The organism is Limnobacter sp. UBA3528, from assembly GCF_002377005.1.
Taxonomy (GTDB): Bacteria; Pseudomonadota; Gammaproteobacteria; order Burkholderiales; family Burkholderiaceae_B; genus Limnobacter.
This window is the reverse complement of the sequence record NZ_DFOZ01000013.1, coordinates 1-23,639: the sequence shown is the minus strand read 5'-3', so window position 1 is coordinate 23,639 and position 23,639 is coordinate 1. Positions and strand designations below refer to the sequence as shown.

24 protein-coding genes are annotated in these 23,639 nt (G+C 52.6%); 15 read left to right on the top strand and 9 right to left on the bottom strand.

The window, feature by feature from the left end; translation table 11 throughout:
- The first annotated feature begins 3 nt into the window (after positions 1 to 3).
- From B4N58_RS03120 to B4N58_RS03100, 5 genes are all read left to right on the top strand, one after another.
- Entirely contained in the window at positions 4 to 462 is a 459-nt protein-coding gene (locus B4N58_RS03120; protein WP_291745680.1) for a hypothetical protein, read from the top strand.
- A gap of 123 nt (positions 463 to 585) precedes the next feature.
- Entirely contained in the window at positions 586 to 894 is a 309-nt protein-coding gene (locus tag B4N58_RS03115; protein ID WP_291745678.1) for a hypothetical protein, read from the top strand.
- A gap of 183 nt (positions 895 to 1,077) precedes the next feature.
- On the top strand, positions 1,078 to 1,707 hold the full coding sequence (locus B4N58_RS03110) for a hypothetical protein (protein ID WP_291745676.1): 630 nt from the start codon (positions 1,078 to 1,080) through the stop codon (positions 1,705 to 1,707).
- Positions 1,704 to 4,595 carry a YjbH domain-containing protein gene (locus tag B4N58_RS03105; protein WP_291745674.1) on the top strand — a complete coding sequence of 964 codons (2,892 nt, stop codon included), beginning with the start codon at positions 1,704 to 1,706 and terminating at the stop codon, positions 4,593 to 4,595. The genes B4N58_RS03110 and B4N58_RS03105 overlap by 4 nt, the downstream gene beginning before the upstream one ends.
- A gap of 398 nt (positions 4,596 to 4,993) precedes the next feature.
- On the top strand, positions 4,994 to 6,241 hold the full coding sequence (locus tag B4N58_RS03100) for an MraY family glycosyltransferase (protein ID WP_291745673.1): 1,248 nt from the start codon (positions 4,994 to 4,996) through the stop codon (positions 6,239 to 6,241).
- 176 nt (positions 6,242 to 6,417) lie between these two features.
- On the opposite strand, the gene B4N58_RS03095 is transcribed toward B4N58_RS03100, so the two are convergent.
- The 5 genes from B4N58_RS03095 to B4N58_RS03075 form a co-directional block, all read right to left on the bottom strand.
- Positions 6,418 to 6,840 carry a hypothetical protein gene (locus B4N58_RS03095; RefSeq protein ID WP_291745671.1) on the bottom strand — a complete coding sequence of 141 codons (423 nt, stop codon included), beginning with the start codon at positions 6,838 to 6,840 and terminating at the stop codon, positions 6,418 to 6,420.
- 296 nt (positions 6,841 to 7,136) lie between these two features.
- Positions 7,137 to 8,462, bottom strand: a complete 1,326-nt coding sequence (locus B4N58_RS03090; protein WP_291745669.1) for a HipA domain-containing protein — start codon at positions 8,460 to 8,462, stop codon at positions 7,137 to 7,139.
- On the bottom strand, positions 8,449 to 8,727 hold the full coding sequence (locus B4N58_RS03085; RefSeq protein ID WP_291745667.1) for a helix-turn-helix domain-containing protein: 279 nt from the start codon (positions 8,725 to 8,727) through the stop codon (positions 8,449 to 8,451). The genes B4N58_RS03090 and B4N58_RS03085 overlap by 14 nt, the downstream gene beginning before the upstream one ends.
- Positions 8,728 to 8,830: 103 nt before the next feature.
- On the bottom strand, positions 8,831 to 9,673 hold the full coding sequence (locus tag B4N58_RS03080; RefSeq protein ID WP_291745665.1) for a hypothetical protein: 843 nt from the start codon (positions 9,671 to 9,673) through the stop codon (positions 8,831 to 8,833).
- Positions 9,670 to 9,966, bottom strand: coding sequence for a helix-turn-helix domain-containing protein (locus B4N58_RS03075; RefSeq protein ID WP_291745663.1), 297 nt, complete (start codon positions 9,964 to 9,966; stop codon positions 9,670 to 9,672). Before B4N58_RS03075 ends, B4N58_RS03080 begins: the two co-directional genes overlap by 4 nt.
- A 126-nt stretch (positions 9,967 to 10,092) precedes the next feature.
- Between B4N58_RS03075 and gmd the strand changes: the two genes are divergently transcribed.
- The 4 genes from gmd to B4N58_RS03055 are packed head-to-tail and all read left to right on the top strand — an operon-like array spanning position 10,093 to position 14,172.
- Complete coding sequence (gmd, locus tag B4N58_RS03070) at positions 10,093 to 11,211, top strand: GDP-mannose 4,6-dehydratase (protein ID WP_291745661.1); 1,119 nt, start codon at positions 10,093 to 10,095, stop codon at positions 11,209 to 11,211.
- 12 nt (positions 11,212 to 11,223) lie between these two features.
- Positions 11,224 to 12,198 (top strand): GDP-L-fucose synthase, encoded by a 975-nt coding sequence (gene fcl, locus B4N58_RS03065; protein ID WP_291745659.1) that lies wholly within the window; start codon positions 11,224 to 11,226, stop codon positions 12,196 to 12,198.
- Between the two features lie 2 nt (positions 12,199 to 12,200).
- Positions 12,201 to 12,677 carry a GDP-mannose mannosyl hydrolase gene (locus B4N58_RS03060; protein WP_291745657.1) on the top strand — a complete coding sequence of 159 codons (477 nt, stop codon included), beginning with the start codon at positions 12,201 to 12,203 and terminating at the stop codon, positions 12,675 to 12,677.
- Positions 12,678 to 12,684: 7 nt separating this feature from the next.
- Positions 12,685 to 14,172 carry a mannose-1-phosphate guanylyltransferase/mannose-6-phosphate isomerase gene (locus tag B4N58_RS03055; protein ID WP_291745655.1) on the top strand — a complete coding sequence of 496 codons (1,488 nt, stop codon included), beginning with the start codon at positions 12,685 to 12,687 and terminating at the stop codon, positions 14,170 to 14,172.
- 13 nt (positions 14,173 to 14,185) lie between these two features.
- Here B4N58_RS03055 and B4N58_RS03050 read toward each other — a convergent pair whose 3' ends face one another.
- Positions 14,186 to 15,931, bottom strand: coding sequence for an ATP-binding response regulator (locus tag B4N58_RS03050; protein WP_291745653.1), 1,746 nt, complete (start codon positions 15,929 to 15,931; stop codon positions 14,186 to 14,188).
- Positions 15,932 to 16,098: 167 nt separating this feature from the next.
- Between B4N58_RS03050 and B4N58_RS03045 the strand changes: the two genes are divergently transcribed.
- From B4N58_RS03045 to rfbC, 4 genes are read left to right on the top strand one after another with little or no spacing between them, the layout of a single operon-like run.
- Positions 16,099 to 16,959 carry a hypothetical protein gene (locus B4N58_RS03045; protein ID WP_291745650.1) on the top strand — a complete coding sequence of 287 codons (861 nt, stop codon included), beginning with the start codon at positions 16,099 to 16,101 and terminating at the stop codon, positions 16,957 to 16,959.
- Entirely contained in the window at positions 16,931 to 17,278 is a 348-nt protein-coding gene (locus B4N58_RS03040) for a hypothetical protein (protein ID WP_291745648.1), read from the top strand. Before B4N58_RS03045 ends, B4N58_RS03040 begins: the two co-directional genes overlap by 29 nt.
- A gap of 33 nt (positions 17,279 to 17,311) precedes the next feature.
- Entirely contained in the window at positions 17,312 to 18,190 is an 879-nt protein-coding gene (rfbA, locus tag B4N58_RS03035) for a glucose-1-phosphate thymidylyltransferase RfbA (RefSeq protein WP_291745646.1), read from the top strand.
- Between the two features lie 2 nt (positions 18,191 to 18,192).
- A complete protein-coding gene (gene rfbC / locus B4N58_RS03030) occupies positions 18,193 to 18,744 on the top strand; it encodes a dTDP-4-dehydrorhamnose 3,5-epimerase (RefSeq protein WP_291745644.1) in 552 nt (183 codons plus the stop codon).
- On the opposite strand, the gene B4N58_RS03025 is transcribed toward rfbC, so the two are convergent.
- Entirely contained in the window at positions 18,745 to 20,856 is a 2,112-nt protein-coding gene (locus tag B4N58_RS03025; protein ID WP_291745643.1) for a TonB-dependent siderophore receptor, read from the bottom strand. It lies immediately after the preceding gene.
- A 117-nt stretch (positions 20,857 to 20,973) separates the two neighbouring features.
- Between B4N58_RS03025 and B4N58_RS03020 the strand changes: the two genes are divergently transcribed.
- The gene (locus B4N58_RS03020) at positions 20,974 to 21,513 is read left to right on the top strand and encodes a transcriptional activator RfaH (RefSeq protein WP_291745640.1); all 540 of its coding nucleotides are present in this window, start codon (positions 20,974 to 20,976) and stop codon (positions 21,511 to 21,513) included.
- On the opposite strand, the gene B4N58_RS03015 is transcribed toward B4N58_RS03020, so the two are convergent.
- Both B4N58_RS03015 and B4N58_RS03010 read right to left on the bottom strand, forming a co-directional pair.
- Entirely contained in the window at positions 21,495 to 21,875 is a 381-nt protein-coding gene (locus tag B4N58_RS03015) for a response regulator transcription factor (protein ID WP_008247775.1), read from the bottom strand. The two genes, B4N58_RS03020 and B4N58_RS03015, sit on opposite strands and share 19 nt — an antisense overlap.
- A 102-nt stretch (positions 21,876 to 21,977) precedes the next feature.
- On the bottom strand, positions 21,978 to 22,376 hold the full coding sequence (locus B4N58_RS03010; RefSeq protein WP_008247778.1) for a hypothetical protein: 399 nt from the start codon (positions 22,374 to 22,376) through the stop codon (positions 21,978 to 21,980).
- A gap of 138 nt (positions 22,377 to 22,514) precedes the next feature.
- Between B4N58_RS03010 and rfbB the strand changes: the two genes are divergently transcribed.
- Positions 22,515 to 23,543, top strand: coding sequence for a dTDP-glucose 4,6-dehydratase (gene rfbB, locus B4N58_RS03005; protein ID WP_291745636.1), 1,029 nt, complete (start codon positions 22,515 to 22,517; stop codon positions 23,541 to 23,543).
- The last annotated feature ends 96 nt before the right edge of the window (positions 23,544 to 23,639 follow it).

Genomic DNA, 23,639 nt, shown 5'->3' with positions numbered 1-23,639 from the left:
GGTATGTCGACTCCATTGGTAACAGTAATTTGTACTGCCAACATTTGCCGAAGCCCCATGGGCCAGGCCATATTGCAGGCCAAGGCCGATGCGGTCGGGTTAAAAATTAATGTGAACAGTTGTGGTGTACAGGCCTTAACCGGCAAGCGGCCAGACAAACAGGCTTTGGGTGCATTGCAGCGTGCAGGCTACTCAATTAGCGACGACAAACGCGCCGAACAATTGCTGATGCCGCAGGCCAATGCTGCCCAGCTAATGCTGGTGATGGAAAACCGGCACAAGCAGTGGATTATGCAAAACTTCCCGGCCTATTCGGGCAAGGTGTGGTTAATGGGGCACTGGAATGGCCAAAGCGAGGTAGCAGACCCGATTGGGCAAGGCCCGGCCGAATTTGATGCCAGTTTGAAAGTATTGGAAAGCGAGATTGATTTGTGGTTGCCCAAATTAAGGGCATTGCTGTAGTGGTTTTTGTAAACCCCTTTGTTTTCATGGGCGTTTATTAAAAATGTAATGGAAAAAAGCTGGCACAGTTACAGTTTTTTGTTATAAAGTTAAGTGAAGTTAAATTCTTTGGGGGTACTTATCATGAAAAAATTCTTGGCAATGTTGGCCATGGTTACTTTGTCGGGCGCTGCAATTGCCCAGTCTGCAACTGGTTCTGAAGCTTCTGGCGGTGCCGCTGGCGGCCAAGGCGTAGGTGCTGGTGGTGCAAGTGGTTCTGCTGGTGCAGGCGCTGGCGCAAGTGCCGGTGCAGGCGCAGCAGGTGCTGGTGCGGCCGCTGGTGGTTTGGGCGTGGCTGGTGCTGTTGGCGTGGCCGCTGCACTAGGTACAGTAATTGCCGTTTCTAACGACGATAACAATACTACTGGTACAACTGGCACAGTTACTCCTTAATCGAAGTAACTTGAGCTAAAAGCCCCTTCCTGTAAGGGGCTTTTTTATTCATGCTTTATGCACAACTTGTGCAAACTTATTTGCCTTAAAAGTTTTATTTTTCTGGATTAAACCCACATGCGGAATTGGCTTAAGTACAGGCCGGGTCTGCGGCAATATTCGCCGTTTGCCTTATGCGTTGCTGTGTTGTTAGCACTGCCCGCCTGCACCGGCCTGAACCAGGCTGCCATTAACAGCTTGCAAGCTGCATACCAAGGCCCCAACCGCAACTTTGAGGCTGTGCCACGCAACCCGGCCTACCAATACATGCATGTGGAAGTGCCCGGTGCGGCGTCGCTAACAGTGTTGGGTTATCAATACCCCAATTTGCAAGTGTGGTATGCCGCAAAGGGCGAGGTGGTACGTTTGCAAGGCAACCGGCTGCTGGACACAACCGGTTTGAATGTAAACCTGGCCAACGTGCAATACACTGCAGGTGGGCAAGCACAGCAAACCAATATGAAGTTTGATGTACCTGAACTGGGCTTGTTCAATGTGCAGGCCACCCTGCAATTGCAACCCACTGAACCACCCAAAAGCAATTTGGCCAAAATGGCCAGCGCGACAAAAGGACTTTACTGGTACAGCGAAACTTTTGTTGGCGGGTTGATCAATTCTAACCCCTTGCCCGCAGCTCTTGAAGGCCTGCCGCCCGCCATTTATGGCTTTGCGCAGGCCTTACCGGATGGCATTAATGCCAGCCAACTACCCACCGCTGTGTATGGCAAGCAATGCCTGGCACCCACCTATTGCCTGGAATGGCACCGCCAATGAAGCCTAATCGAATTCCCTTTGTGTTGACCGTAGTAGCATCGCTGGTCAGCATGGCTTTTATGCCTGCCATTGCAGTTGCAGCAAGCCCGAATATTGAAGCCCTGCAAGCAAAGCCCCAGGGCACAGAACGTTTGTCTGCTTTGTTGGTTCGCCAAGGCTGGTTGCCAGGCTTGCACGCTGCAGAATACCGCTTGAGCAGTTTGTTGGTGTTGGCCCCAAGCAGTGCCGATGCCATTGAGCAGCAAATGGCCCGCGACAGGGCCATTCAAGCCTTACGCTTGACCAATCGCAATAACACTGCGCTTCAGCAGGTGTTGCAGCGCGTGGGCGCCATGCCGGTGAATGGGCGTTTGAAGCTTGAAAGCACTGATGCAAACTACCTGCAAGCACGCCCTGAATTTGACCCCGTACTGAATAGCACTTACACCGTGGTGTTGCCGCAGGCCACCGATACAGTCACTGTGCTTAGCGACCTCGGCACTTGTGTGGTGCCGCACCAAACTACAGCGTCGGCCAAAGCCTACATTGAAGCGTGTATTGGCAAGCAAAGTGCCTGGAAAAGTTGGCTGGGCATTGAAATGCCCATGGATTGGGCTTGGGTGGCCAACCCCAATGGCAAGGTAGAACAACTGGCCGTGAATGGCTGGAATGAGCAAGCCCAGGGTGGCCCTGCACCCGGCAGTTGGCTGTGGGCACCCAGCCGCAAAGTAGAAGGCGAGCCAAAAGAGCATGAAGCCATTGCCGGTTTTTTAGCCACACAAGGCGAGTTTGTACAGGCTGTTCAAGCACCGCAAGTAACTGAACAAAAAACTTTGCTGCCCGAATTTGATGAAGCCGAACCCAAGCCACTTGAAACCAGCGAGCCTTGGTACCTCAGCAGCAGCGACTGGGGTGTGGTGGGCCTGTTGCAAACCCCCACAGCACGCATGCGCCCCGCAGGCAGCTACAGCGCCACTTTCAGCCGCACCAGCCCCTACAGCCGTTACAGTTTTATGTTGCAGCCCTTCGACTGGATGGAAGCGGGCTTTCGCTACAACAACCTGACCAACCGGCGCTTTGGTGTCTCAACCACCAACCCGGATCAAAGTTTTAAAGACAAAAACTTTGACGTGAAATTTCGCTTGATGCAGGAAAGTGCACACCTGCCTGAATTGTCTGTTGGCTTTCGCGACGTAGCTGGTACGGGTTTGTTCAGCGGTGAATATGTGGTGGGCAGCAAGCGCGTGGGCGCGGTTGATTTTAGTTTGGGCGTGGGTTGGGGTAGCCTGGGCGCAGGTGGTGGCATTAGCAACCCCTTTAAAGTGATCGGTGATTCTTTCGAGAACCGCCCCGGTTCCACAGTTGGCCTCGGCGGTACTGTAGATACCAACACATTTTTCAAAGGCCCCGCCGCCTTGTTCGGTGGCGCACAAGTTCAATTGCCTTGGGAAGACTGGGTACTGAAGCTGGAAGTAGAAGGCAACGATTACCAAAGCGAACCCTTTGGTAACAACCTGGAACAAAGTACCAATGTGAACGTGGGCCTGCTGCACCGTGTAAACGATTACATGGACTTTACCTTGGGTTACGAGCGCGGCACTGAAGTAATGGTAGCCCTTAGCTTTCATGAAAGGCTTGATACTTTTGGCACACCCAAGCTAAGCGACCCGCCCAGCCCCAAAGTGAATGAAGCACCGCCCACCGGGCCAGTAAGCTGGCCTGCAGTGCTGGAAGAATTGAAGCAGCAAACGGGCTGGGTAGCCACCAAAGTGCAGGGTGACGAAGGCGAACTGAAGCTGATTATTGATGAAGCCGACGCAGGTTATTGGCAATACACCGTAGACCGCGCAACCGCTGTGCTGCACAAGCATGCGCCCGCTGAGTACGCCTGGTTCAATTACGAGTACCAGGCCAAAGGCCAAAAAGTTAGCCAGCACATTGTTGACCGCAACCTGTGGGTGCGCCAGCGCACCACCTTGTTGCCCAATGCTTGGCGAGACATGCCCGCCACCAAGCAGCGTGAGCGCATTAAGTACCCCTACCAAACTTTGTTTGACAACCCTCAAAGCCCCTGGAAAACCAGCGTAAGCGCAGGTTATCGCCAAATTTTGGGTGGGCCCGATGGTTTTATTCTTTACCAGCTTTCAGCCTTGGGCAATGTCAGTTACGAACTCACCGAAAGCACGGTGGCCAGTGGCCGCGTGCGCGCCGCCCTGTTGGACAACTTTGACAAATTTACATACACCGCACCCAGCAACTTGCCGCGGGTGCGTACCTTCCAGCGGGAATACGCCACTACATCTGACTTCACCATTCCAAACCTTCAACTAACCCACTACGGCAAGCTGGGCAGTGATGTGTTTTACACCACCTATGGCGGCTTGCTGGAAGACATGTTTGCCGGTGTGGGCGGCGAATTGTTGTACAGGCCGATGAATAGCACGGTGGCTTTGGGCCTGGACATTAACAGCGTGAAGCAGCGCGATTTTGAGCAAGACTTTGGCCTGCGCGACTACCAGGTGAACACTGGCCATGCCACCCTGTATTGGGACACCGGCTTCGAGGACATTTTGGTGAAAGCCAGCGTGGGCCAGTACCTGGCGGGCGACAAAGGCGCCACCATGGACCTAAGCCGGGTATTTGACAACGGTGTAAAAATGGGTGCGTTTTTTACCCGCACCAACGTAAGTGCAGCTGAGTTTGGTGAAGGAAGTTTTGACAAAGGGGTGTATGTCACTCTGCCGTTTGATGCCTTTTTCACGCAAAGCGTAGCGGGCACGGCCAACCTGGTGTTCAACCCGCTGACGCGAGACGGTGGCGCAAAGTTGAGCCGCAGCGTAGAGTTGTACGATTTCACCCAGGCCCGCGACCCAAGGTTGTTGACCTACACCAACCCTGCCGCGAAATAAACCAGGCATGGGTGTGGTGCAATGCAATATATTTCTGGAATGTTTCCTCTAAGCCCTACGATTTGCAATCGGTTTAGAGGTACGCTGGTGCAATAATTTTTGAAGCTACCCCCAATTCATGGGGTGCTGTTTGGGCTGGGTTTACTACTAATATTTAGGCTGGTTGAACCCAGCGAGCCAATTTCACTTTTAGTTGTGCAAAGCTGGTTTTTTGACCAATCAGTTTGCTCAAGGCAAGTAAGCCGCTAAACAACATATTGTTTTACTCCTGCAAGTGGGTCCAATGTGTACTAACTGCAGTTTATTGAGTTGCAAAATTTTCAATACCGAGAATAAAGGGTGTTTGTTCCCCTTAATTTCAGGGTGTTGATCAAATAAACAGGGGCAGGTGCTTAACGATGAGTACCCCGATAAAAACACAGTCGCCCGGCTTGGGTGGGCGCATCAGTTTGGTGTTCACTTCCCGCCTTTGGGTGTGGAGCGCATTTACAGCATTTGTTGCGCTTGTTTTATTTGGAACAATTCACATTGCTGGTCAAATCAAGTTGACCGGTTCAAGCACAAGTCCAATTCTATTGTTCGGTGGCCTGTTTGGGGTAAGTGTGTTGGCCTGTGCCTTCGTTCTGCTTACCAAACAATGGCATGCCCGCTTCAGTCTTGACAATGACCTGAACGGGGTACAAAAGCTGCACCAAGTGGCGGTACCTCGAATTGGCGGTTTACCCATTTTTCTGGCGGTGGCCGCCGGTGTGGTGTGGATGTGGTTTCGTGACCACCCCTTGTTTGAAGTCAATTTGCTGCTGCTGGTGTGCGGTTTACCAGTATTCATGATCGGCTTTGCCGAAGACATTACCAAGAAGGTGTCAGTGAAGTTGCGTTTGCAGGCCACGTTTCTGGGTGGCTTTTTGGCGTGCGCAGCCTTGAGCGCTGTAATTACCTCGGTTAGCTTGGCGCCTGTCGACAAATTATTGGCTTTTGCGCCGGTGGCTTGGTGCTTTACGGCGTTTGCTATGAGCGGCTACAGCAATGCCATTAACCTGATCGATGGTTTGAATGGCTTGGCCAGCGGTGTGGTGTGCATTTTGGCACTTGGGCTGGGCTTGTTGGGCCTGCAGCACCAGGCCATGGACATGGCTTTGTATTCGCTGTTGTTAACCGCAGCGGTACTGGGTTTTTGGGTGTTTAATTTCCCGGTGGGGCGTTTGTTTTTGGGCGACGGCGGCGCGTATTTTCTGGGCTTTGCCTTGGCCGTGTTGGCGGTGCTGTTGCAGGCCAATTACAACGATATAAATGCCTGGGCGGTGTTGTCGGTGTTGGCCTACCCGGTAATCGAGGTGATGTACTCCATCTTGCGCCGCAAGCTGGTGAATGCCGACCCTGGCCAGCCCGACCGTTCGCACTTTCACCAGTACTTTCAGCGTAGCCTGCAAATTATGGCGCGCAAGCGGGGCGGTGCGCTGGGCATTTGCGTAAATTCCCAGGCTTCGCCGTTTTTGTGGTTATTCACCTGCGTTTCCGTGGCCATGGCCTTGTACTTTGACCAGTTGGGTTTGCATGCTTTGGGGTTTGTAAGTACCGCAGTGTTGTATGTGGTTTCCTACCAGGTATTGGGGCGCTACATTGCCAAGAATGCAGAGTGGGAATAAACAGAAGCCCATTAAGTAATTGGCTGGTTTTGTTTTAAGTAAGCTCGTTTTGATAATGAATCAAACGGCTAGTTTTTTGCGCCTATAGTTAATGGCCATTAAAAAAAGGCCCTGTAATTTACAGGGCCTTTTTTATTAATTTTGGTCAACAATTAATAACAGGTTTAAATAACCAATTAAGCCGCCGATTTTTCAAGTTGAACAAACTGGTTGGTGAATCGTTGAAATTTGTCTTGCGCGCTGGGCTTCAAAGTGAAATCGCCAATCGTGGTGCGTAAAAACTCTGGGCTGGCCTTGCGTTGCACGTGAACAAGTCGGTACACCTTGTAGCCGGCCTTGTCCAGGCCTTTGTTCATGGGCCGGTGGCCAATGGCAAAGGCGAACAGGTCGATGTCGCTGGTGTGCAGCTTGATGTCAAATTTGTCGGTCAGCAAACCACCTGTGGCCTTCAAATGCAATTCGCCTGTAGGCAGTTTTTTGAAACGCACATTGTGCGTCATGAATTTGTCACCGTTGTTTAACAACAGCCCACCTTGTAATATCTGCCTGCCAATTAACAGGGCAACAATCAGCCCTGCCGCAATCGCAATAATAGTCATGGCAATAACCCGAATTAATAAATGTTGAAAAATGTCTAGTGGTGTTGTCAGGCATATTCTTACCTTCTGCTGTTTATTATGAAGTAGATTTTTAGAGGTGTTTATTAAATTTTCAGTCATTTAGTGGGCATTTCGGGATTTGTCACGTATTTAGGGTACTACTAATTTTGTATTGTAAAAAAAGCCCGGCTTGTTCATCTCAAGCCGGGCTTTTTCACGACAACAAGGCTGGGTTTAGCTCGCCTTGCGACGCACTCGCCACAACAGCGGCCATCGGGTGTAAGAATGCTGACTGCTCAAGAAAGTATGAGATCTGAAAAGGCGCGTTGGATGCCTTTGGCATTTTGTTGGAAATGCCGAAGGCGTGCGTCCAGAATTTGCTGGTATTGATGAAGGTGCTGACGTTCGAATTTAGACAGCGGGGGTAACTGGCTGAACAAAGACTTTGCCGCGCTAGCAAGGATGTTAATTTGATTTTCAAACCGTTGACTGACTAATCTTCCGGGCAGTTCGCATGCATGTGCAAAGCACGCAAGGTCGTAGGTGCTCGGCAGCGAACCGTTGTCCAGGAATTCGTCACCCAGGCCCATGGCCCAGTCGTGCGCAAAATCAAAAAGCAATACATTCACCAGGTCGTAAAAAGGGCTTAACTCGATGCCTTGGGCGTCGACGAAGAAGCTGAGATTCTTGGCATGACAATCGGCATTGCCCACGAGCAAATTAAAAACGGTCCAGTCTAGAAGTTGCAGAGTGTGTTTGGCGGGTTGTTTGGCCCATCGCCGTGTCGCAAACAATTCGGAAAAAGAGACACCATCGCGAATGTGGCGGGTATGTTTGCCATGGGCTAGCGGACGTTCGTACTTTTGTAATGCATCGCGGTTCAGCAACTGACAACCGTCGATGGTGTGCTTGCGTTGCACATGGGTGTGGTCTTTGTTAAAGCGACGGTCAAAGCGTTCAACCAGCAGGGCACTGTGTTTGCCGATTTGTATTTTTTCAGCGTGATTGACGGGCAACCCGGCTGCCTTGGCCAATTGAAGTGTGAACCACTCGTTGATGACCAACCCGGGTGCATTGGGCGATTCAAATTTCAAGAGGTGAGTAGACACCCAAGCCCCGTCTGCAAACCCCAACCCTTGTGTAGGGTGTTTCATTACATTGATTTTGTCTTGCACGCCAGCAGCTGACAGGCGCACTTTTCCGTTCCAAATGGCCAGGTTTCGATCACTGTCGTTCAGTCGTTTTTCCAGTTCGTGCAAATCGAGGGGCTGGAATTGTGCGGGTTGTTGGAGTTGTTCAATATTTGCTGCCAAAGCCAGTGATCCCGGGGCTTCAAGGCCAAGTGTGCCCAGAATTGCAAAGTGGTTTTCTTTGCTGATGGCAAGGTATTGCAGCGCTTTGTCGAACACGCTGCCTTCGGGAAACATATTGCGTAAAAACAGGTTGGCTGCTTTTTCGCCAGTCGGGCCTTGAAGTGGCAGGTGTGGTGAAAGTGCGAAGCCTTGTTGTCGCCATTCCGGGGTGTATTCAAAGTAATGAATGCGTGTGTACTCAAACTGTATGGTGGCCACATGTTGTTGACCCATGTATAGGCCCAGGGTTTGATGCTCAGAACCAGCCATGAGCCTCCCCGGCTTGTGTATTCTGCAACCGCGCATGAAGCTTTATTCCAAGACTGTTCAGAATTTTGAAAACTGTGGCCAGCTTTAATGTTGCGGTTTTATTTTCGGCCGCCACAAAGGTGCCCAAACTGACACCAGCCAGTGCAGCGGCCTGCTCAATGGTCAGGCCCTGCTGGGTGCGGGCGGCTTTGATGAAAAGGCCAATGGATACCGGCTCGCAGGGGGAGTCGGTGCTTGGTGTGGGAGATGGGGAGACTTTCTTCATAAATTCTACTCGACCAGAATTAAACTTGATCATACCGCTCGATTTGCAAAAATTCCAGCGAAATAGAATTTTCAATCCAAAAATCCGTCGAGTTGTTTAAATTCTACTGTAGTGGAAGATAGTCCAGACCCAATACGATGGGGCGCGATGTGCGCGCTGTTTGTTGCTGGTACACCAGGCTTGCTTGCAGGTGCCCCCGCGAGATGAAAGGCAGAAGCTTTTGCAGCAGCTCAATTTCAGCTGAAAAGTTTTTGCAGTAAGTGCGCGCAACTTCATGCAGTACTTGGGCGAACCGGTTGCTGTTCTCCGCCAGTGTTTGGAACTGTTGCGGGTTTTGCTTGAGCACGGCGTGTACTGCCTCGAACCCATACAGGTCCTGCTGATAAGGGGCTAAGTCAGGCCGCGGATGTTCCACCCATTGGTCCAGCAGTTGGGCTTGATATGCCCATCGCAGGCCGTGCAGGCGATTGTTGGGGTCGGCTTGTTTTTTCAGTTGTTGCAGGGTTTGAATAAGCGGCCAGCAACTGGGGTGGTGCACCATGGTGTCGGCAAAAGGGCGGCGAACCGTGGAAGTGTTTGGGTTCGCGATAAGTGCGCGTTGCCCGGGTTCTAGCCGCGGTGGTGTGCGAAGTGGTGGAGTAACCACGGGGTTGTCTGGGTTGGCCAAACTGAGCGAACCCAGTTGTTGACCATTGAGTTGGATCAGTTGGCTGAACGCATCGGCGTAGGAGCAGGCAGGCGCACCAAGGTGTTGAGCAAACACTGGAAACAATTCAGCCTGCTGATAAAAATTGGTGCTGGGTGGCATTAGCAAACTGACCCAGTGTTGCTGTGGCGTATTGCTGGCGTAGTGAAACCAAAAGCCCGTAGCTGTTTGCCCCAACCAGCCGCAGGGTTTGCCGCCGTTGAACACCTGCAGTGTTTGAATTTGTTGGGGCGCCGTCACTGTGTTTTGAAGTGTTGTTGTGCGGTGTTCAAGGTGGGCCATTGCACGGGCGCAGCACTTAGCCCCAAGCCAAAAACCCGCAGCACAGCCATGGCGGTGGAAAATGAAACGTCTTCGCCGCGTTCAATGCGGAAAACAGTGTCGCGGCTAACACCCGCGAGTTCAGCCAGGGTTTGTGCTGTCATTTTTCCGCCCTTGGCACCAGCTTGCAGGCGTTGGGTGCGAACCAGGGTGGCCAGGTCGAGCTGGTTTTTCAGCAAGGGGTACTCATTTGGGTTGTTGGTAATATTCATTAAAAATAATTTTATTTGATAATCGACTTATATATCTTACAAAAATTTGGAAGGTCTTGCTTTGTGTTTTAACCGGAGCACTTTAAGCTTTCGCTTTGAGTTCAATTAAAGCAAGGCACCCCTGCAATGACTAAAGTCGCGTTGATCACCGGTGTAACCGGGCAAGATGGTTCGTATTTGGCTGAATTTTTGTTGAGTAAAGGCTATGAAGTGCATGGCATTAAGCGCCGTGCATCGCTGTTCAATACTCAGCGCGTAGACCACATTTACGAAGACCCGCATGTTGAAAACGCCCGCTTTAAATTGCACTACGGCGACCTCACTGACAGCTCTAACCTGACCCGCATTATTCAGCAGGTTCAACCCGACGAGGTGTACAACCTGGGCGCACAAAGCCATGTGGCGGTGAGTTTCGAAAGCCCGGAATACACCGCCGATGTAGATGCCATGGGCACGTTGCGTTTGCTGGAAGCGATCCGCTTTTTGGGCCTTGAAAAGAAAACCCGTTTTTACCAAGCCAGTACTTCAGAACTGTATGGTTTGGTGCAGGAAATTCCGCAAAAGGAAACCACACCTTTTTACCCCCGTAGCCCCTACGCTGTGGCGAAAATGTACGCCTACTGGATTACGGTGAACTACCGTGAAAGTTATGGCATGTATGCCTGCAACGGTATTTTGTTCAACCATGAAAGCCCACGCCGTGGTGAAACTTTTGTAACCCGAAAAATTACGCGCGGCATGAGCAACATTGCAGTGGGCCTGGAGCAATGCCTGTACATGGGCAATATGGATGCACTGCGCGACTGGGGCCATGCGAAAGACTATGTTGAAATGCAGTGGCTAATGCTGCAACAGGAAACGCCCGACGATTTTGTAATTGCCACTGGTGTGCAATACAGCGTGCGCCAGTTTATTGAAATGACTGCTGCTGAGTTGGGCGTAACGTTACGCTGGGAGGGCAGTGGCGTGGATGAAAAAGGCATTGTGGTGAAAGTGCAGGGCGACAAGGCACCCGCACTGAAAGAAGGCGATGTGGTGGTGCAGGTAGACCCGCGCTACTTCCGCCCTGCGGAAGTGGAAACTTTGTTGGGCGACCCCAGCAAGGCGAAAAACAAATTGGGTTGGACACCGAAAATTACCGTGCACGAGATGGTGAGAGAAATGGTGCAGGTCGATTTGGACGCTGCACGCCAACACGCCCTGTTGAAGCAACACGGCTACAGCGTTGCAGTAAGCCGCGAGTAAAGGCTGCCATTCATGTTGAACTTCAATTCAAAAATATATGTGGCAGGCCACCGGGGCATGGTGGGCAGCGCCATTGTGCGCCGCTTGAACGCCCTGGGCTACAGCAACATTGTGGTGCGCACCCACGCCGAACTCGACCTGTGCAACCAGGCTGAGGTGAATGAATTTTTTGCAGCCGAGAAGCCCGACGCCGTGGTGCTGGCAGCCGCCAAAGTGGGTGGCATACATGCCAACAACACCTACCCGGCCGAGTTTATTTTTCAGAACCTGATGATGGAATGCAATGTGGTGCATGCCGCACATGCCAATGATTGCCAGCATTTGTTGTTTTTGGGTTCAAGCTGTATTTACCCCAAGCTGGCCGAGCAGCCCATGACAGAAACAGCCTTGCTGACCGGCACTTTGGAATGCACCAACGAGCCCTATGCCGTGGCGAAAATTGCGGGCATTAAATTGTGCGAAAGTTACAACCGCCAATACGGCCGCAATTACCGCAGCGTAATGCCCACCAATTTGTATGGCGAGAATGACAACTTTCACCCCGAAAACAGCCATGTAATTCCGGCGATGATGCGCAGGTTTCATGAGGCCAAATTGCGCGGCGATACCGAGGTGGTGGTGTGGGGTACAGGCACACCCATGCGTGAATTTTTGTACGTAGACGACATGGCCGCAGCCAGTGTGCATGTGCTGCTGCTGGATGAACAAACCTACAAAGCCAATACACAGCCCATGCTGAGCCATATCAATGTGGGCACAGGCGTAGATTGCACCATTCGTGAACTGGCAGAAACCATGCAGCGCGTGGTGGGCTTTGAAGGCAAGTTGGTGTTTGACACCACCAAGCCCGATGGCACCCCGCGCAAGTTGATGAATGTAGACCGCTTAAAAAGTTTGGGTTGGCAATACAGCATTGATCTGGATACCGGTTTGAAGAAAACCTATGACTGGTTTTTGAAGAATGTGGAAGGCTTGAGGCAAGCATAGTGATGTGGTGGAACCTGCAGCAATGGGCCGAGGTAGTTGAACGAACACCATTGGTGTCTATCGACCTTGTTGTGACCAATGCACGCCAGGAAGTGCTGCTGGGTTGGCGAAACAACAAGCCCGCACAACACTGCTGGTTTGTGCCCGGTGGTGTGGTGCGCAAGGGTGAAACTTTGCAGCAGGCTTTTCAGCGCTTGTTGCTGCTTGAACTGGGTGTGCAAGTGAAGCTTGCACGAGCCAATTTATTCGCCGGGGTTTATGAACACCACTACCCCGACAACTTTGCGGGTACCGAAGGCGTGGGCACGCACTATGTGGTGTTGGCCCACCGTTTGAATGCCGAGCAACATTTGCCAGGTTTGGGTGGTTTGAATGAGTTGCCCAAAGCCCAACACAATGATTATGTATGGATGCCTGTGGCCGAGTTGTTGAACAACCCGCAGGTGCATGAACACACGAAAGCGTACTTTCAGGAATAGGTAGACCATGACCAACAGCAAACGAGTGATCCCCGTAATTTTGTGTGGTGGCGCAGGCACCCGTTTGTGGCCTTTGTCGCGCAAAAACTTTCCAAAGCCCTTTTTGAAAGTAGGCGCTGAAAGCCTGATTGCGCAAACCGTGCGGCGTGCTGCTGCGTTGGCCAAAGCGGCTGATTCAAGCGATGTGTTGTTGGTGAGCAATGAAAGCTATCAATTTTTACTGCAAGACGAATGCATGCCTGTGTTGAACAGCGAGGGCGGCAATATGGCCCTGCATCAGCTGTTGGAGCCGCAAGGCCGCAACACAGCACCTGCCATTGCCCTGGCCGCGCAGTGGGCGCAAGCACGCTACCCCGGCGAAAACCCGGTGCTGCTGGTGTTGCCCGCCGACCATTTAATTAACCCTGTTGCCGAGTTTGTGCGTGTTGCGCAGCAAGCCGTGGCGGCTGCACGCAAGGGTTGGTTAACTTGCTTCGGAATTACCCCCAGCACGCCTGAAACCGGTTTTGGTTACATACAGCAAGGTGCGCCTGTCGACGAAATTAACGGTGCATTTGCAGTGCAACGTTTTGTTGAAAAGCCCAAGCTTGAACTGGCCATGGAGTATTTGGCCAGCGGCCAGTATGTGTGGAATGGGGGCATGTTTGCACTGCGTTCAAGCGACTTGTTGCAAGCCCTTGAGCAGAACGAGCCTAGCGTAGCCGCCCAGGCAAATGCAGTGTGGGCCAGCGCCAAAGAAAGCAAAAATGCAAAGGCAAGCGGCAGCGTATTTACGTTCAACAAAGACGAATTTGCGAACTTGCCCGACATCAGCATTGATTATGCCGTGATGGAAAAGGCCAGCAATGTGGCGGTGGTAGCGGCCAGTTTTCAGTGGAGCGACATTGGCAGCTGGGCCGCCTTGGCTGAGCAATGCACACCCGACACACAGGGCAACACAGTGCAGCAAGAAGGCGCAGGCCAACTGATCTCAATTGATAGCAACAACACCCATGTGCGCTTGGGCAACCGGGCCGTGGCCACTTTGGGCGTTGAAAACCTGTTGATCGTTGACACGCCCGATGCATTGCTGGTGGCCGACAAAAGCCGCCACCAGGATGTGAAGAAAGTGGTTGAAACCCTGAAGGCACAAGGCAGCGAGTTGGTGAACTTGCACCCCACGGTACACCGCCCTTGGGGCACCTACACTGTGCTTGAAGACTCAGCTGGCTACAAAATTAAGCGCATTGAAGTAAAGCCGGGCGCGTCCCTCAGCTTGCAAATGCACCACCACCGCAGCGAGCACTGGATCGTGGTGAGTGGCACTGCTGAAGTCACCAACGGCGAGAATGTGTTTTTGGTGCGCAAGAATGAATCAACCTACATTCCCGCAGGGAACAGGCACCGCTTGGTGAACCCGGGCGTGCTGAACCTGGTGATGATTGAGGTGCAAAGCGGCGACTACCTTGAAGAAGACGACATTGTGCGCTTTGATGACGTGTACGGAAGGGCTTGATTGATACAGTGGCTTAGCTACTCACCTTCGTACTCATCAACTCACTCAAGGTACTTCGCAGCTGCACGCCACTGAGCGGTTTGTGCAAAATCAGGAAGCCTGAGTTTCTGGCTTCCTGAATTCGGCTGGGGGCGGTGTCCCCAGTTAATATTACGGCGGGCACATTTCCAAGCTGTGCTTGTAATGACTGTATGGCTTGCACGCCGGTGCTTTTGTTGCGCAGGCGGTAGTCGGCCACAATCGCATCTGGCATTCGGCCGCGGGCCATTAAAATGCGCAATGCGGTTTCCGCGTCTTCAGCGGCAATGGTTGAACATTGCCAGCGGCTCAACATTTCTGTCACGCTGGCGCGCACCAAATCGTCATCGTCAATCAACAACACAGTTTTGCCCGTCAATGGGGTTTTCCCGCCGGCTTGCGCGCGGCTGGGCTCGTCCATCAAGTGGCTGGCATCGCCTTGTGGCACGGTAATGTAAAACATCGAGCCCTTGCCCACTGTGGAATTCACACCAATGTCGTGGTTCAACAATTTGCCCAGGCTTTGCGCAATGTACAGGCCAAGGCCCAGGCCTTTGGCTTTGTCGCGCTCGGGGTTGCCCAGTTGGTAAAACTCTTGAAACACGGTTTCTTGGGCGCTGGCGGGAATGCCTATGCCAGTGTCGTGTACTTCAATCCGAATTTGCCCGTGTTGTTTGCGGCAGCCAATCAACACGCGTCCTTCGGGGGTGTACTTGATCGCATTCTCCACATAGTTGCGAACAACCAGTTCAAGCAAGGCTGGGTCGGTGTAAGCGCAGGCCTTGGTTTTGGCCACACGAATATCAAGGCCCTTGTGTTGCGCCTGGGTGGCCAGTTCGTTGCAAATGCGTTTAAGCAAAGGTGCCAGTTGAACATGGCGTGGCTTGGCAGTAATGGCGGCCGCGTTTATTTTTGCAGAATCCAGCAAGGCATTCAGCAGGTTGCGCAGCCCATAACCGGCTTCTTGAATACGGTCCAGCAAGCCTTTGCTGGGGTGGTTGGCCAGGTCTTCGCTTAGTGCATCCACCAACAATTCGATGGCTTGCACGGGTTGCCGCAGGTCGTGGCTGGCCGCCGCCAGAAAACGTGTTTTGGCCACACTGGCCTGCTCGGCCACCCGCTTTTGCAAGGTCAGCTCGCTGATGAGTTCGGCGTTTTGAAAGCGCAAACGAATGGACTGAATCACCATATTTTGCAGGTTGCGCCCATAGTGAATATTGATGAGCACATAAACAAATGCCACGCTGCCCAGCACCCAAAGGAAGGGTGTGTTTTCCCACAAACAGCGTGCGATGAAAGGCAGTGACGCCGGCAGCGCAAACGCAGCGTAGGCGGGGGTGTGGCAGGCATGGGAAGACACCGCACCAGCCACCATGGCCGCGAGAAAAATAGCCAGTGTCATCAGCACCATGGGGTCGGTTGAGAAAAACATGACACCCGCGAATCCCCACAAAATACCTGACGCTGCCGTGAACTGAATGGCCACTTGTATCCAGTGCTGCGGGTCGAAATGTGCACCCAGCTTGTTGAAATGCCGTCGCACCCACCAACGCAAACCAGTCAACATGTACACCGCCAGCAACCACAGCAGTAGCGCAGTGCCTTGGCCGGTGTGCCAAAGCACAGCGACCAGACCAGCCGATGAAGCCATGACACCGTACAAAACAAAGGGCAGGTGCTCGAACAGAAGTTTGGTTTGCTCACGCAGAATGGTGAGTTGGTGCGGGTCTTCGGCTTTCATAAATAGAGCAATAAGTAGATTGCACTAAGCATAAGTGGTGAGGCACCCGGCAGGCAATGTCTAAATGGGTGACCCCTAGTTTTTGTAACCCAATTTGGTGGTTCTCACCCTGGAAAGTTTCCACGTATTTTAGGTGCCCAACATCATTTCAGGCACTGGAGGTTTTCTTGCTTCAATCGATTTCACGCTTTGCGGTGTGTGTTGCTGTGGTACTTACCGCAGCATGCGCCAGCAAAACTCCCTTGCAGGTTGAAGGCCTGGCCACCACAGGGAAGCAGTACACCACCACTCTGAAAAAAGTAAACAGTTTTGCGCTAGACCACACCCTTGAATTCACCGCCGACTTGTTGCCGAATTTGCCCCGCGACAACGCAACGTTGTTGGTGCAAACGCAAGCCATGCAGCAAAGAGCAGCCTTGCTGCAAACCACCAGCGATTACTTCGACACGCAGGCGCTTTATTTTGCCGAGCTAAGCGCACTGGCCAAAGGCGACACCAGCACGGGCACCACACGGGCTTTGCGAAAACTGGTGGAGGCCTTGAACAAAGCGCCCGATGTGGGCGGCATACCCCGCGTAAGCAAGGAGGCAGTGGCCGGTTTGGCCGGGCATGTGGCCAGCTGGCGGCACAGCGCACAAGTGCGCGAAGAACTGCAGCGCAGCGCTAAACCCGTTGCACTCGCCTTGTTGTTGAACCAGCAAATTTTGCAAGAACAAATACAGTGGATTACCCAGCGCGAAACATTGGCCCGCCAAGTGGAGTATCGCGAGAAAGTATTGAAGCCTTTTGTGGAGGACAAAAAGCTGGGCGAAACCTGGAAGAACGCCTGGATTAAACACACGAAGCAAGTGCCCACCATCGAGCTGCTGGAGCAGGCCAAGGCAGCCAGTATTGACATGCAACACGCGTGGGTGAATGTGCTGCGGGGCGAGGGCAGTTTCGAGCATTTGCAGGGCGTTTTTGATCAACTTAATTCCAATATTCAGGCAGCCAATACCCATGAGCACAACACCCATGACACCCCATGATTTTGAAACCCTTCAAACCGACGTGCATGCTGTGTTTTCTGCTTTGTATTTGATCGATGTGGAACTGTTTAGCGCCGAGCAACGCAAAGAACACCAGCAGGTTTTGGCTGCTGCTTACCTTGCTTTTGTGAATGCCGAGAATGCCCGTTATGTAGCATTGAGTGCGAAGGCGAAAAAAGAGCTTGGCGAGTTGGCCGGGCATGTAAAAACCATGCGCACGCAGTTGGCTGAACTGGAAGCCCCGAGCGAACAACTGGGCTTGCTGGGCAAGGGCCTGGATGTGTTGGCGCGGTTGGCGCAAACCCTGCAAATTCCGTAAACTGGGAGCAGAACAACAAACGCAGGTTAAAACATGAACCGCAAAGGCATTGTGTTGGCCGGTGGGCAAGCCACCCGCTTGTACCCGGCCACTGCCGCTGTGAGCAAACAACTGCTGCCGGTGTACGACAAGCCCATGATTTACTACCCCCTAAGCACTTTGATGTTGGCGGGTGTACGAGAGGTACTTGTTATTTCAACCCCGCACGACACTCCGCGATTTGAGCACTTGCTGGGCGATGGCAGCCGTTGGGGCATGCGCATTGATTACGCAGTGCAGGCTACGCCTGGTGGTGTTGCGCAATCGCTGATCGTGGCTGAACCCTTTTTGCAAGGCGAGCCTTGTGCCTTGGTGTTGGGCGACAACCTGTTTTATGGCCAAAACCTGGTTCGCCAAATGCAGTATGCCTATGGGCAAAAGCGCGGTGCCACCGTGTTTGCTTATTCAGTGGCCAACCCCCAGGCCTACGGCGTGCTAGAACTGAACGCCGAGGGCACTGTAATTGGTGTGGAAGAAAAACCTGCGGCACCCAAAAGCAAACAGGCGGTAACCGGCCTGTACTTTTTTGATGGCCAGGCTGCCAGCATTGCCAAAGGTTTAACGCCTTCAGCCCGTGGCGAACTTGAAATTACCGATGTAATACGAACTTACCTAACCATGGGGCAGCTTGAAGTGCAGCACATGGGGCGCGGGCAGGCTTGGCTGGATACCGGTACCGCAGACAGTTTGCTGGATGCCGCCAACTTCATTCAAACCATTGAGCGCAGGCAGGGCTTAAAGGTAAGTTGCCCTGAAGAAATTGCATGGCGCAACCAGTGGATTACCTCGGCTCAGCTTGCTGCACTGGCCAAGCCGCTGCGCAACAGTGGCTATGGCGATTACTTGCTTGGCTTGCTTGAGGCGGGGCGGTGAACATGCAATGCAATCCAACTCCCCTGCAAGGTTTGTTGTTACTGACACCCACCGTGTACACCGATGCACGCGGTCATTTTTTTGAAAGCTTCAATGCGAAAACTTTCAAGCAGGTGGCGGGCATTCAGCCTGAGTTTGTGCAAACCAATGAATCGCTTTCAAAGCGCGGGGTGTTGCGTGGCCTGCACTGGCAAACCGCACCCAAGGCGCAGGGCAAGTTGGTGCGAGTGGTGCACGGTGCTGTGTTTGATGTGGCCGTGGACCTGCGTGAAAATTCGGAAACATTTGGCCAGTGGTTTGGCTGTGAGCTAAGCGACACCAACCATGTGCAGTTGTGGATACCGCCTGGTTTTGCACATGGTTTTTTAACGCTGACCGATACCGCGATCACCAGCTACCAGGTGACCGAGCACCACTGCCCCGAACACGAACATTGCATGGCCTGGAACGACCCGGTGTTGAATATTGAGTGGCCCTTGAGGCGGGCCGGTGTGGCAACGCCAACCCTGTCGCCGAAGGACGAACAGGGTGTTGCTTTCACAAGTTTGGGTTGATTACAAATCGACGCTGACAATTGCCTTGATGGTTCGGGGTGTGCCCACACCAATCAAATCATTGCCCGCTGTGCTGTAGTAGTTTTTGTTGGTGGGGTTGTCGATCACCAACTGGAACTGTGTGGGCGTGCTGCCAATGACAGTTGAGTAACGTGCGCCCAACGAGGCCACGGTGTAGCCGCCAATAAACGCCTGGTTTTGGTCGTTCACGGCACGCTCGCCGGTGTAGTACAAACCACCGCTAAAGCTTAAGCCCGGCACGCTGATCAAACGGTATTCCGCAAACAGGCTGGCGGTTTTTTCGGCGGTGTTTTCAGGCACACGCCCCACAGTGGCTGGGTTGCCATCGTTTTGCAATTCAGCGTCCATCAGCAAGGCCGAGGCAGCCAGTGAAAGTTGCTTGTTCAATTCGCCAGTCCATGCCATTTCGAACCCGCTGTAATTTGCTTTGCCGTTCAGGCCGAACACGCTGGTTGTTGGGTCTTCGAATGTAGAGGCACGTTCAATGTCGAAATAGGCGATTTGTGCCAGGCTGTTTTGGCCAACATTGAACTTGGCGCCCACTTCAACTTGTTCCGATTCTGCGGGGTCGAGCAACTGGAATGCGTTGGCAGAAGTTGCCGGTGCCTGGCCCGATTCCTCAAGGCCCTCCACATAGCTGGCATACAACGACACATCCTGGCGCGGCTTGTACACCACCGCGGCCGAAGGTGTGGTTTCCTGTGCGTTGTATAGGCGAACAGTGCGTGTTCCGTCGGCTGCCACGCGCAGGTCTTCGGTGCGGTAGTCGCCACGGCGAAGGCCTGCCAGCACTTGCCATTGTTCATTCAATTGCATGCGGTCGAATACATACAAGCCTTGATCATCGATGGTGACCGCAGAATAGGCGCCTGTGAAGGTGACATTTTGCGGCGCAATTTCACGGGGGTTGTACAGATTTTGGTTGAACAGGCTTTGTGTGCCAGTTACACCCGGTGTGTTGCTGGCGCGGGTATTGGTGGTGTAGCCAAACGACAGGTTGTGTGTAATGGGCCCGGTAACCACTTCACCGTAAATTTCACCCCGGTAGTTGGTGTTGTCGAATTGTTGGTCGCGGCTGTAAAAAATTTGCAGCTGCCCCTCGCCGGTGTTCAGGTCGTAATCTTGAAAACGCGAGAACGCTCGATCGCGTGTGGTTTCAGCGTAACCAGCTTCAAACAACACGCCCCATGAGTCGCTGAGTACATAGTCAACGCGGGCCAGGTAGTTTTGTGCGTTGGCATCGTATTGCTGCCATTCGCCAGCCAGGTTGGTTTTGTTGTCGGGCACTGGGGGTAACGTTACACGGCCATTGACCGCAGGCAGCAATCGAATGGCCGCCTGTTCGCTGACTGATTTTTCGTAGTGTTCCACGTCGAAGCGAAAGCTTAAGCGGTCGGTGATTTTCCAGTCGTAGGCAATGCTGGCCAGTTCACGTTCGCCGCTGTAGTTGTTCACGCCAATGTCTTCTGAGCCTTTCACCAAATTAACCCGCAGGCCTTGGCTATTGTTGTCGCCAAACTTGCGACCCCAGTCCAGGTGCGTGGTGGCGCCGCCATGTTCATTCACACTTTGGCTAAGGCTGAGCACGGGTTTGTTGCCCGCACGCTTGGTGACCAGGTTTACAACGCCCGAGGGTGGAATAAAACCGTAGTACAGGGAAGATGCGCCCTTGAGCACTTCCACTTGCTGTTTGTTTTCAAGCGGCACGTCGACCAGGTTAATAATGGGCAGCGAGCCATTCAAACGATAGTTGCCGCGGTTTTCAACCAGAATGCCGCGAATGGCGATGTTGTCGTAGGTGGAGCCGTTCAGTTGCGAGCGGGTAACACCAGCAGTGTTGCGCAGTGCGCCGAACAGGGTGGTGGCCGATTGTGCATCCAGCACCTCACGGGTTACCGAGTTCACGGTGAGCGGGACATCAATGGGGGCTGTGTCGCGGAAGGTACCCACCTGCACGGCATTGCTGGAATAGCTGCCTTGCTCGCGGGCTTGAACTTCGACTTCCTCAAGCTGATTGTTGGTGGTTTGGGCCATGGCCAAAGCAGGCAGGCCCAAGCTGAGCAGTGCCAGTGAGACAGGTTTGAGTTTCATGTTGATTGCTGTAGTAGGTTTGAATTTTATGAAGATAGAATACTAAACGATAATTACTCGTATTACGAATATCAATTATGAAAACTGTTGTTTATCATGCGCTTTGAAGGGTTTAGAATGCGGCCTGTGCCTTATTTCGAAGAATGCAACACCATGGCCCAGTGGTATGTGATGTACACCAAGCCCCGCCAGGAAACTGTGGCGCTGGAAAACCTGCAACGCCAGAACTACAGCGTGTTTTTCCCCCAGGCCCGCGTGCAAAAACGCAAGACCGGGCAGGGCACTGTGCAGGTGGTTGAACCCCTGTTTCCACGTTATATGTTTATTCAGCTGGAGGTGGGGGTGAGCGATTTTTCCAAGCTGCGCTCAACCAAAGGCTGCGTCGATTTGGTGAAGTTTGGCGGCAAGCCTTCAGTGGTGCCAATTGAATTGATCGAGTTGATTCAACACCAGGTCGACTCTGATTCCGTAATCGATTTGCTCAAGCTGAATGAGTTGGAGGTAGGCGGCGAAGTGCGTGTGGCCGAAGGCACATTCGAAGGCATGATGGGCAAAATTGCGGCCCGGAAAAGTGATCAACGCGTGATTGTGTTGCTCAATGTGCTGGGCGCTGAACGCAGTGTGGAACTGGCCCAAAGTCAGCTGGACAAAGCCTGAACTTCACCCAATATTGATTTCAGCTTGTTCAGGAAGTACTCGGGTTCTACTGGCTTTAACATCCAGCCTTGAACCCCGACCGTTTTGGCCTCGGCCACCAAACCTTTGTCGGACAATGCGCTCATGACAATGATGGGTGTGTGTTTGGCCACATTCCGCACCCGTTTGCAAAATTCCAGGCCGCTGATGCCCGGCATGTTGATGTCCGTCACGATGAGGTCGGGCGTGCCATGGTCGACAATGTATTGCAAACCTTCTTCGGCGCTGGATGCAGTTTGGGCTTCAAACCCCGCTTGGCGGATTACTTCCGCGTACACGCTTCGAATGGACCGTGCGTCATCAAGCAACAAGACTGTTTTCATACTGATTTCCCATAACACCGAATTAGCACCAGTGGAATGTTAAATCAGTATGAAATGTAAAAGACAACTTTTAACCAAAGTTAACCTTGGCTTACGCTGTGCTTACTTGGGGCGGTTCCAGTCGTTGATGCAACCCACCTGCACAGTGTTGCGTGTCACTGGGCCTGTTTGGGTCAATGTGCGGTTTTCGCCGGGCATGATGTAAAGCTCGGTCAGCTGTGCGCCCACCAGTACACGGCAGCGCTTGGGGTGTTCTTTGTGCTGGTTTTCAATGTAGATCACGGTTTCTTCGCAAGACTGTGTCACGTTGGCTTTGGTGGTGCCGTCCGACAAATCTTGTTGCTGTTTGCCTTCGATGTTGCACATGGTGGCCGACGTGCTGCTGTTTTCCGCGGGTTGGTCGTTGTTGGGCAATGGCGCTACAGCCACGCACGCTGCTGCAAGTGAGGAGGCCACGGCGATCAAGCCCAGGCGTGTAATGAGTTTCCCATTGATAGTCATGTTCTGTCCCTAATAAATTAAAAAGTTGGCTGTTGCCTGTGATAATTGAAATACTGCCCTGACGTGCACAATTGATATTGTGACTTATTGTGTATTTTTTTAGTTCAGGTTTTATTCTAAGCAATTTACCGATCGATCATGACTTTACTTGTTACGGGTTCCGCAGGTTTTATTGGCTCGTGCTTTGTGCGCCAGCATTTTGAGCACAGCATTGAGCCTGTGGTTAGCCTGGATGCCTTAACTTATGCCGGCCATTTGAGCACACTGGGCTCAGTGCTTAAGCGACCTGAACACACATTTGTACACGCCTCTATTGGTGATGTGAATGCCGTTCGCACCATTTTCGAACAGCACAAACCCCGCGCAGTGTTGAACTTTGCGGCAGAAAGCCATGTGGACAGATCGATTCTTGGGCCCGGTGAATTTATTGAAACCAATGTGGTTGGCACCTACCGTTTGCTGGAATGCGCACGTGAATACTGGAACAGCTTGGAAGGCGAGGCCAAGGCTGGTTTTCGGTTTTTGCATGTGAGCACCGACGAGGTTTATGGCACGCTGAAACCAGAAGACGCACCGTTTTCAGAAACCAAGCGATACGAGCCCAACAGCCCTTATTCGGCCAGCAAAGCTGCCAGCGATCACTTGGTGCGTGCCTGGCACCACACTTATGGCTTGCCTGTGTTGACCACCAACTGCAGCAACAATTACGGGCCATATCACTTTCCGGAAAAACTGATTCCTTTGTGCATCATGAATGCCTTGAACGGAAAGCAGCTACCGGTGTATGGCGACGGCCAGCAAATTCGCGATTGGCTGTTTGTTGAAGACCACACCCGCGGCATACGCACCGTGCTTGAAAACGGCGTGCTGGGCGACACTTACAACATTGGTGGCTGGAACGAAAAAGCCAACCTCGATGTGGTGAAATTGATTTGCGCATTGCTGGATGAATTGCAGCCACGTGCAGATGGCGTTTCTTATTCAACACAAATTGCGTTTGTCACCGACCGCCCAGGGCATGATCGCCGATACGCCATTGATGCGCGAAAAATTGAACGCGAGTTGGGGTGGAAGCCGGTTGAAACTTTCGAGACTGGCATTCGGAAAACGGTGCAGTGGTATTTGGCAAACCAGGCGTGGGTTGCAGAAGTAACCGCCGCTAGGTGATTTGTGATCTGAGCTTGAAGGTACGCCGCTGCTGTTGGTTGTCAACTCGGCATGGGTTACTTGTGCCGCACAGAAAACCGCTTGATCCCTTTTTGA

What these genes read in the sequence shown, in the direction of transcription:
- B4N58_RS03120 (WP_291745680.1), top strand. Translation starts at nt 4, where the DNA reads ATGTCGACTCCATTGGTAACAGTAATTTGTACTGCCAACATTTGCCGA.
- B4N58_RS03115 (WP_291745678.1), top strand. Translation starts at nt 586, where the DNA reads ATGAAAAAATTCTTGGCAATGTTGGCCATGGTTACTTTGTCGGGCGCT.
- B4N58_RS03105 (WP_291745674.1), top strand. Translation starts at nt 1,704, where the DNA reads ATGAAGCCTAATCGAATTCCCTTTGTGTTGACCGTAGTAGCATCGCTG.
- B4N58_RS03100 (WP_291745673.1), top strand. Translation starts at nt 4,994, where the DNA reads ATGAGTACCCCGATAAAAACACAGTCGCCCGGCTTGGGTGGGCGCATC.
- B4N58_RS03095 (WP_291745671.1), bottom strand. Translation starts at nt 6,840, where the DNA reads ATGACTATTATTGCGATTGCGGCAGGGCTGATTGTTGCCCTGTTAATT.
- B4N58_RS03090 (WP_291745669.1), bottom strand. Translation starts at nt 8,462, where the DNA reads ATGGCTGGTTCTGAGCATCAAACCCTGGGCCTATACATGGGTCAACAA.
- B4N58_RS03085 (WP_291745667.1), bottom strand. Translation starts at nt 8,727, where the DNA reads ATGAAGAAAGTCTCCCCATCTCCCACACCAAGCACCGACTCCCCCTGC.
- B4N58_RS03075 (WP_291745663.1), bottom strand. Translation starts at nt 9,966, where the DNA reads ATGAATATTACCAACAACCCAAATGAGTACCCCTTGCTGAAAAACCAG.
- gmd (WP_291745661.1), top strand. Translation starts at nt 10,093, where the DNA reads ATGACTAAAGTCGCGTTGATCACCGGTGTAACCGGGCAAGATGGTTCG.
- fcl (WP_291745659.1), top strand. Translation starts at nt 11,224, where the DNA reads ATGTTGAACTTCAATTCAAAAATATATGTGGCAGGCCACCGGGGCATG.
- B4N58_RS03060 (WP_291745657.1), top strand. Translation starts at nt 12,201, where the DNA reads ATGTGGTGGAACCTGCAGCAATGGGCCGAGGTAGTTGAACGAACACCA.
- B4N58_RS03055 (WP_291745655.1), top strand. Translation starts at nt 12,685, where the DNA reads ATGACCAACAGCAAACGAGTGATCCCCGTAATTTTGTGTGGTGGCGCA.
- B4N58_RS03050 (WP_291745653.1), bottom strand. Translation starts at nt 15,931, where the DNA reads ATGAAAGCCGAAGACCCGCACCAACTCACCATTCTGCGTGAGCAAACC.
- B4N58_RS03040 (WP_291745648.1), top strand. Translation starts at nt 16,931, where the DNA reads ATGAGCACAACACCCATGACACCCCATGATTTTGAAACCCTTCAAACC.
- rfbA (WP_291745646.1), top strand. Translation starts at nt 17,312, where the DNA reads ATGAACCGCAAAGGCATTGTGTTGGCCGGTGGGCAAGCCACCCGCTTG.
- rfbC (WP_291745644.1), top strand. Translation starts at nt 18,193, where the DNA reads ATGCAATGCAATCCAACTCCCCTGCAAGGTTTGTTGTTACTGACACCC.
- B4N58_RS03025 (WP_291745643.1), bottom strand. Translation starts at nt 20,856, where the DNA reads ATGAAACTCAAACCTGTCTCACTGGCACTGCTCAGCTTGGGCCTGCCT.
- B4N58_RS03020 (WP_291745640.1), top strand. Translation starts at nt 20,974, where the DNA reads ATGCGGCCTGTGCCTTATTTCGAAGAATGCAACACCATGGCCCAGTGG.
- B4N58_RS03015 (WP_008247775.1), bottom strand. Translation starts at nt 21,875, where the DNA reads ATGAAAACAGTCTTGTTGCTTGATGACGCACGGTCCATTCGAAGCGTG.
- B4N58_RS03010 (WP_008247778.1), bottom strand. Translation starts at nt 22,376, where the DNA reads ATGACTATCAATGGGAAACTCATTACACGCCTGGGCTTGATCGCCGTG.
- rfbB (WP_291745636.1), top strand. Translation starts at nt 22,515, where the DNA reads ATGACTTTACTTGTTACGGGTTCCGCAGGTTTTATTGGCTCGTGCTTT.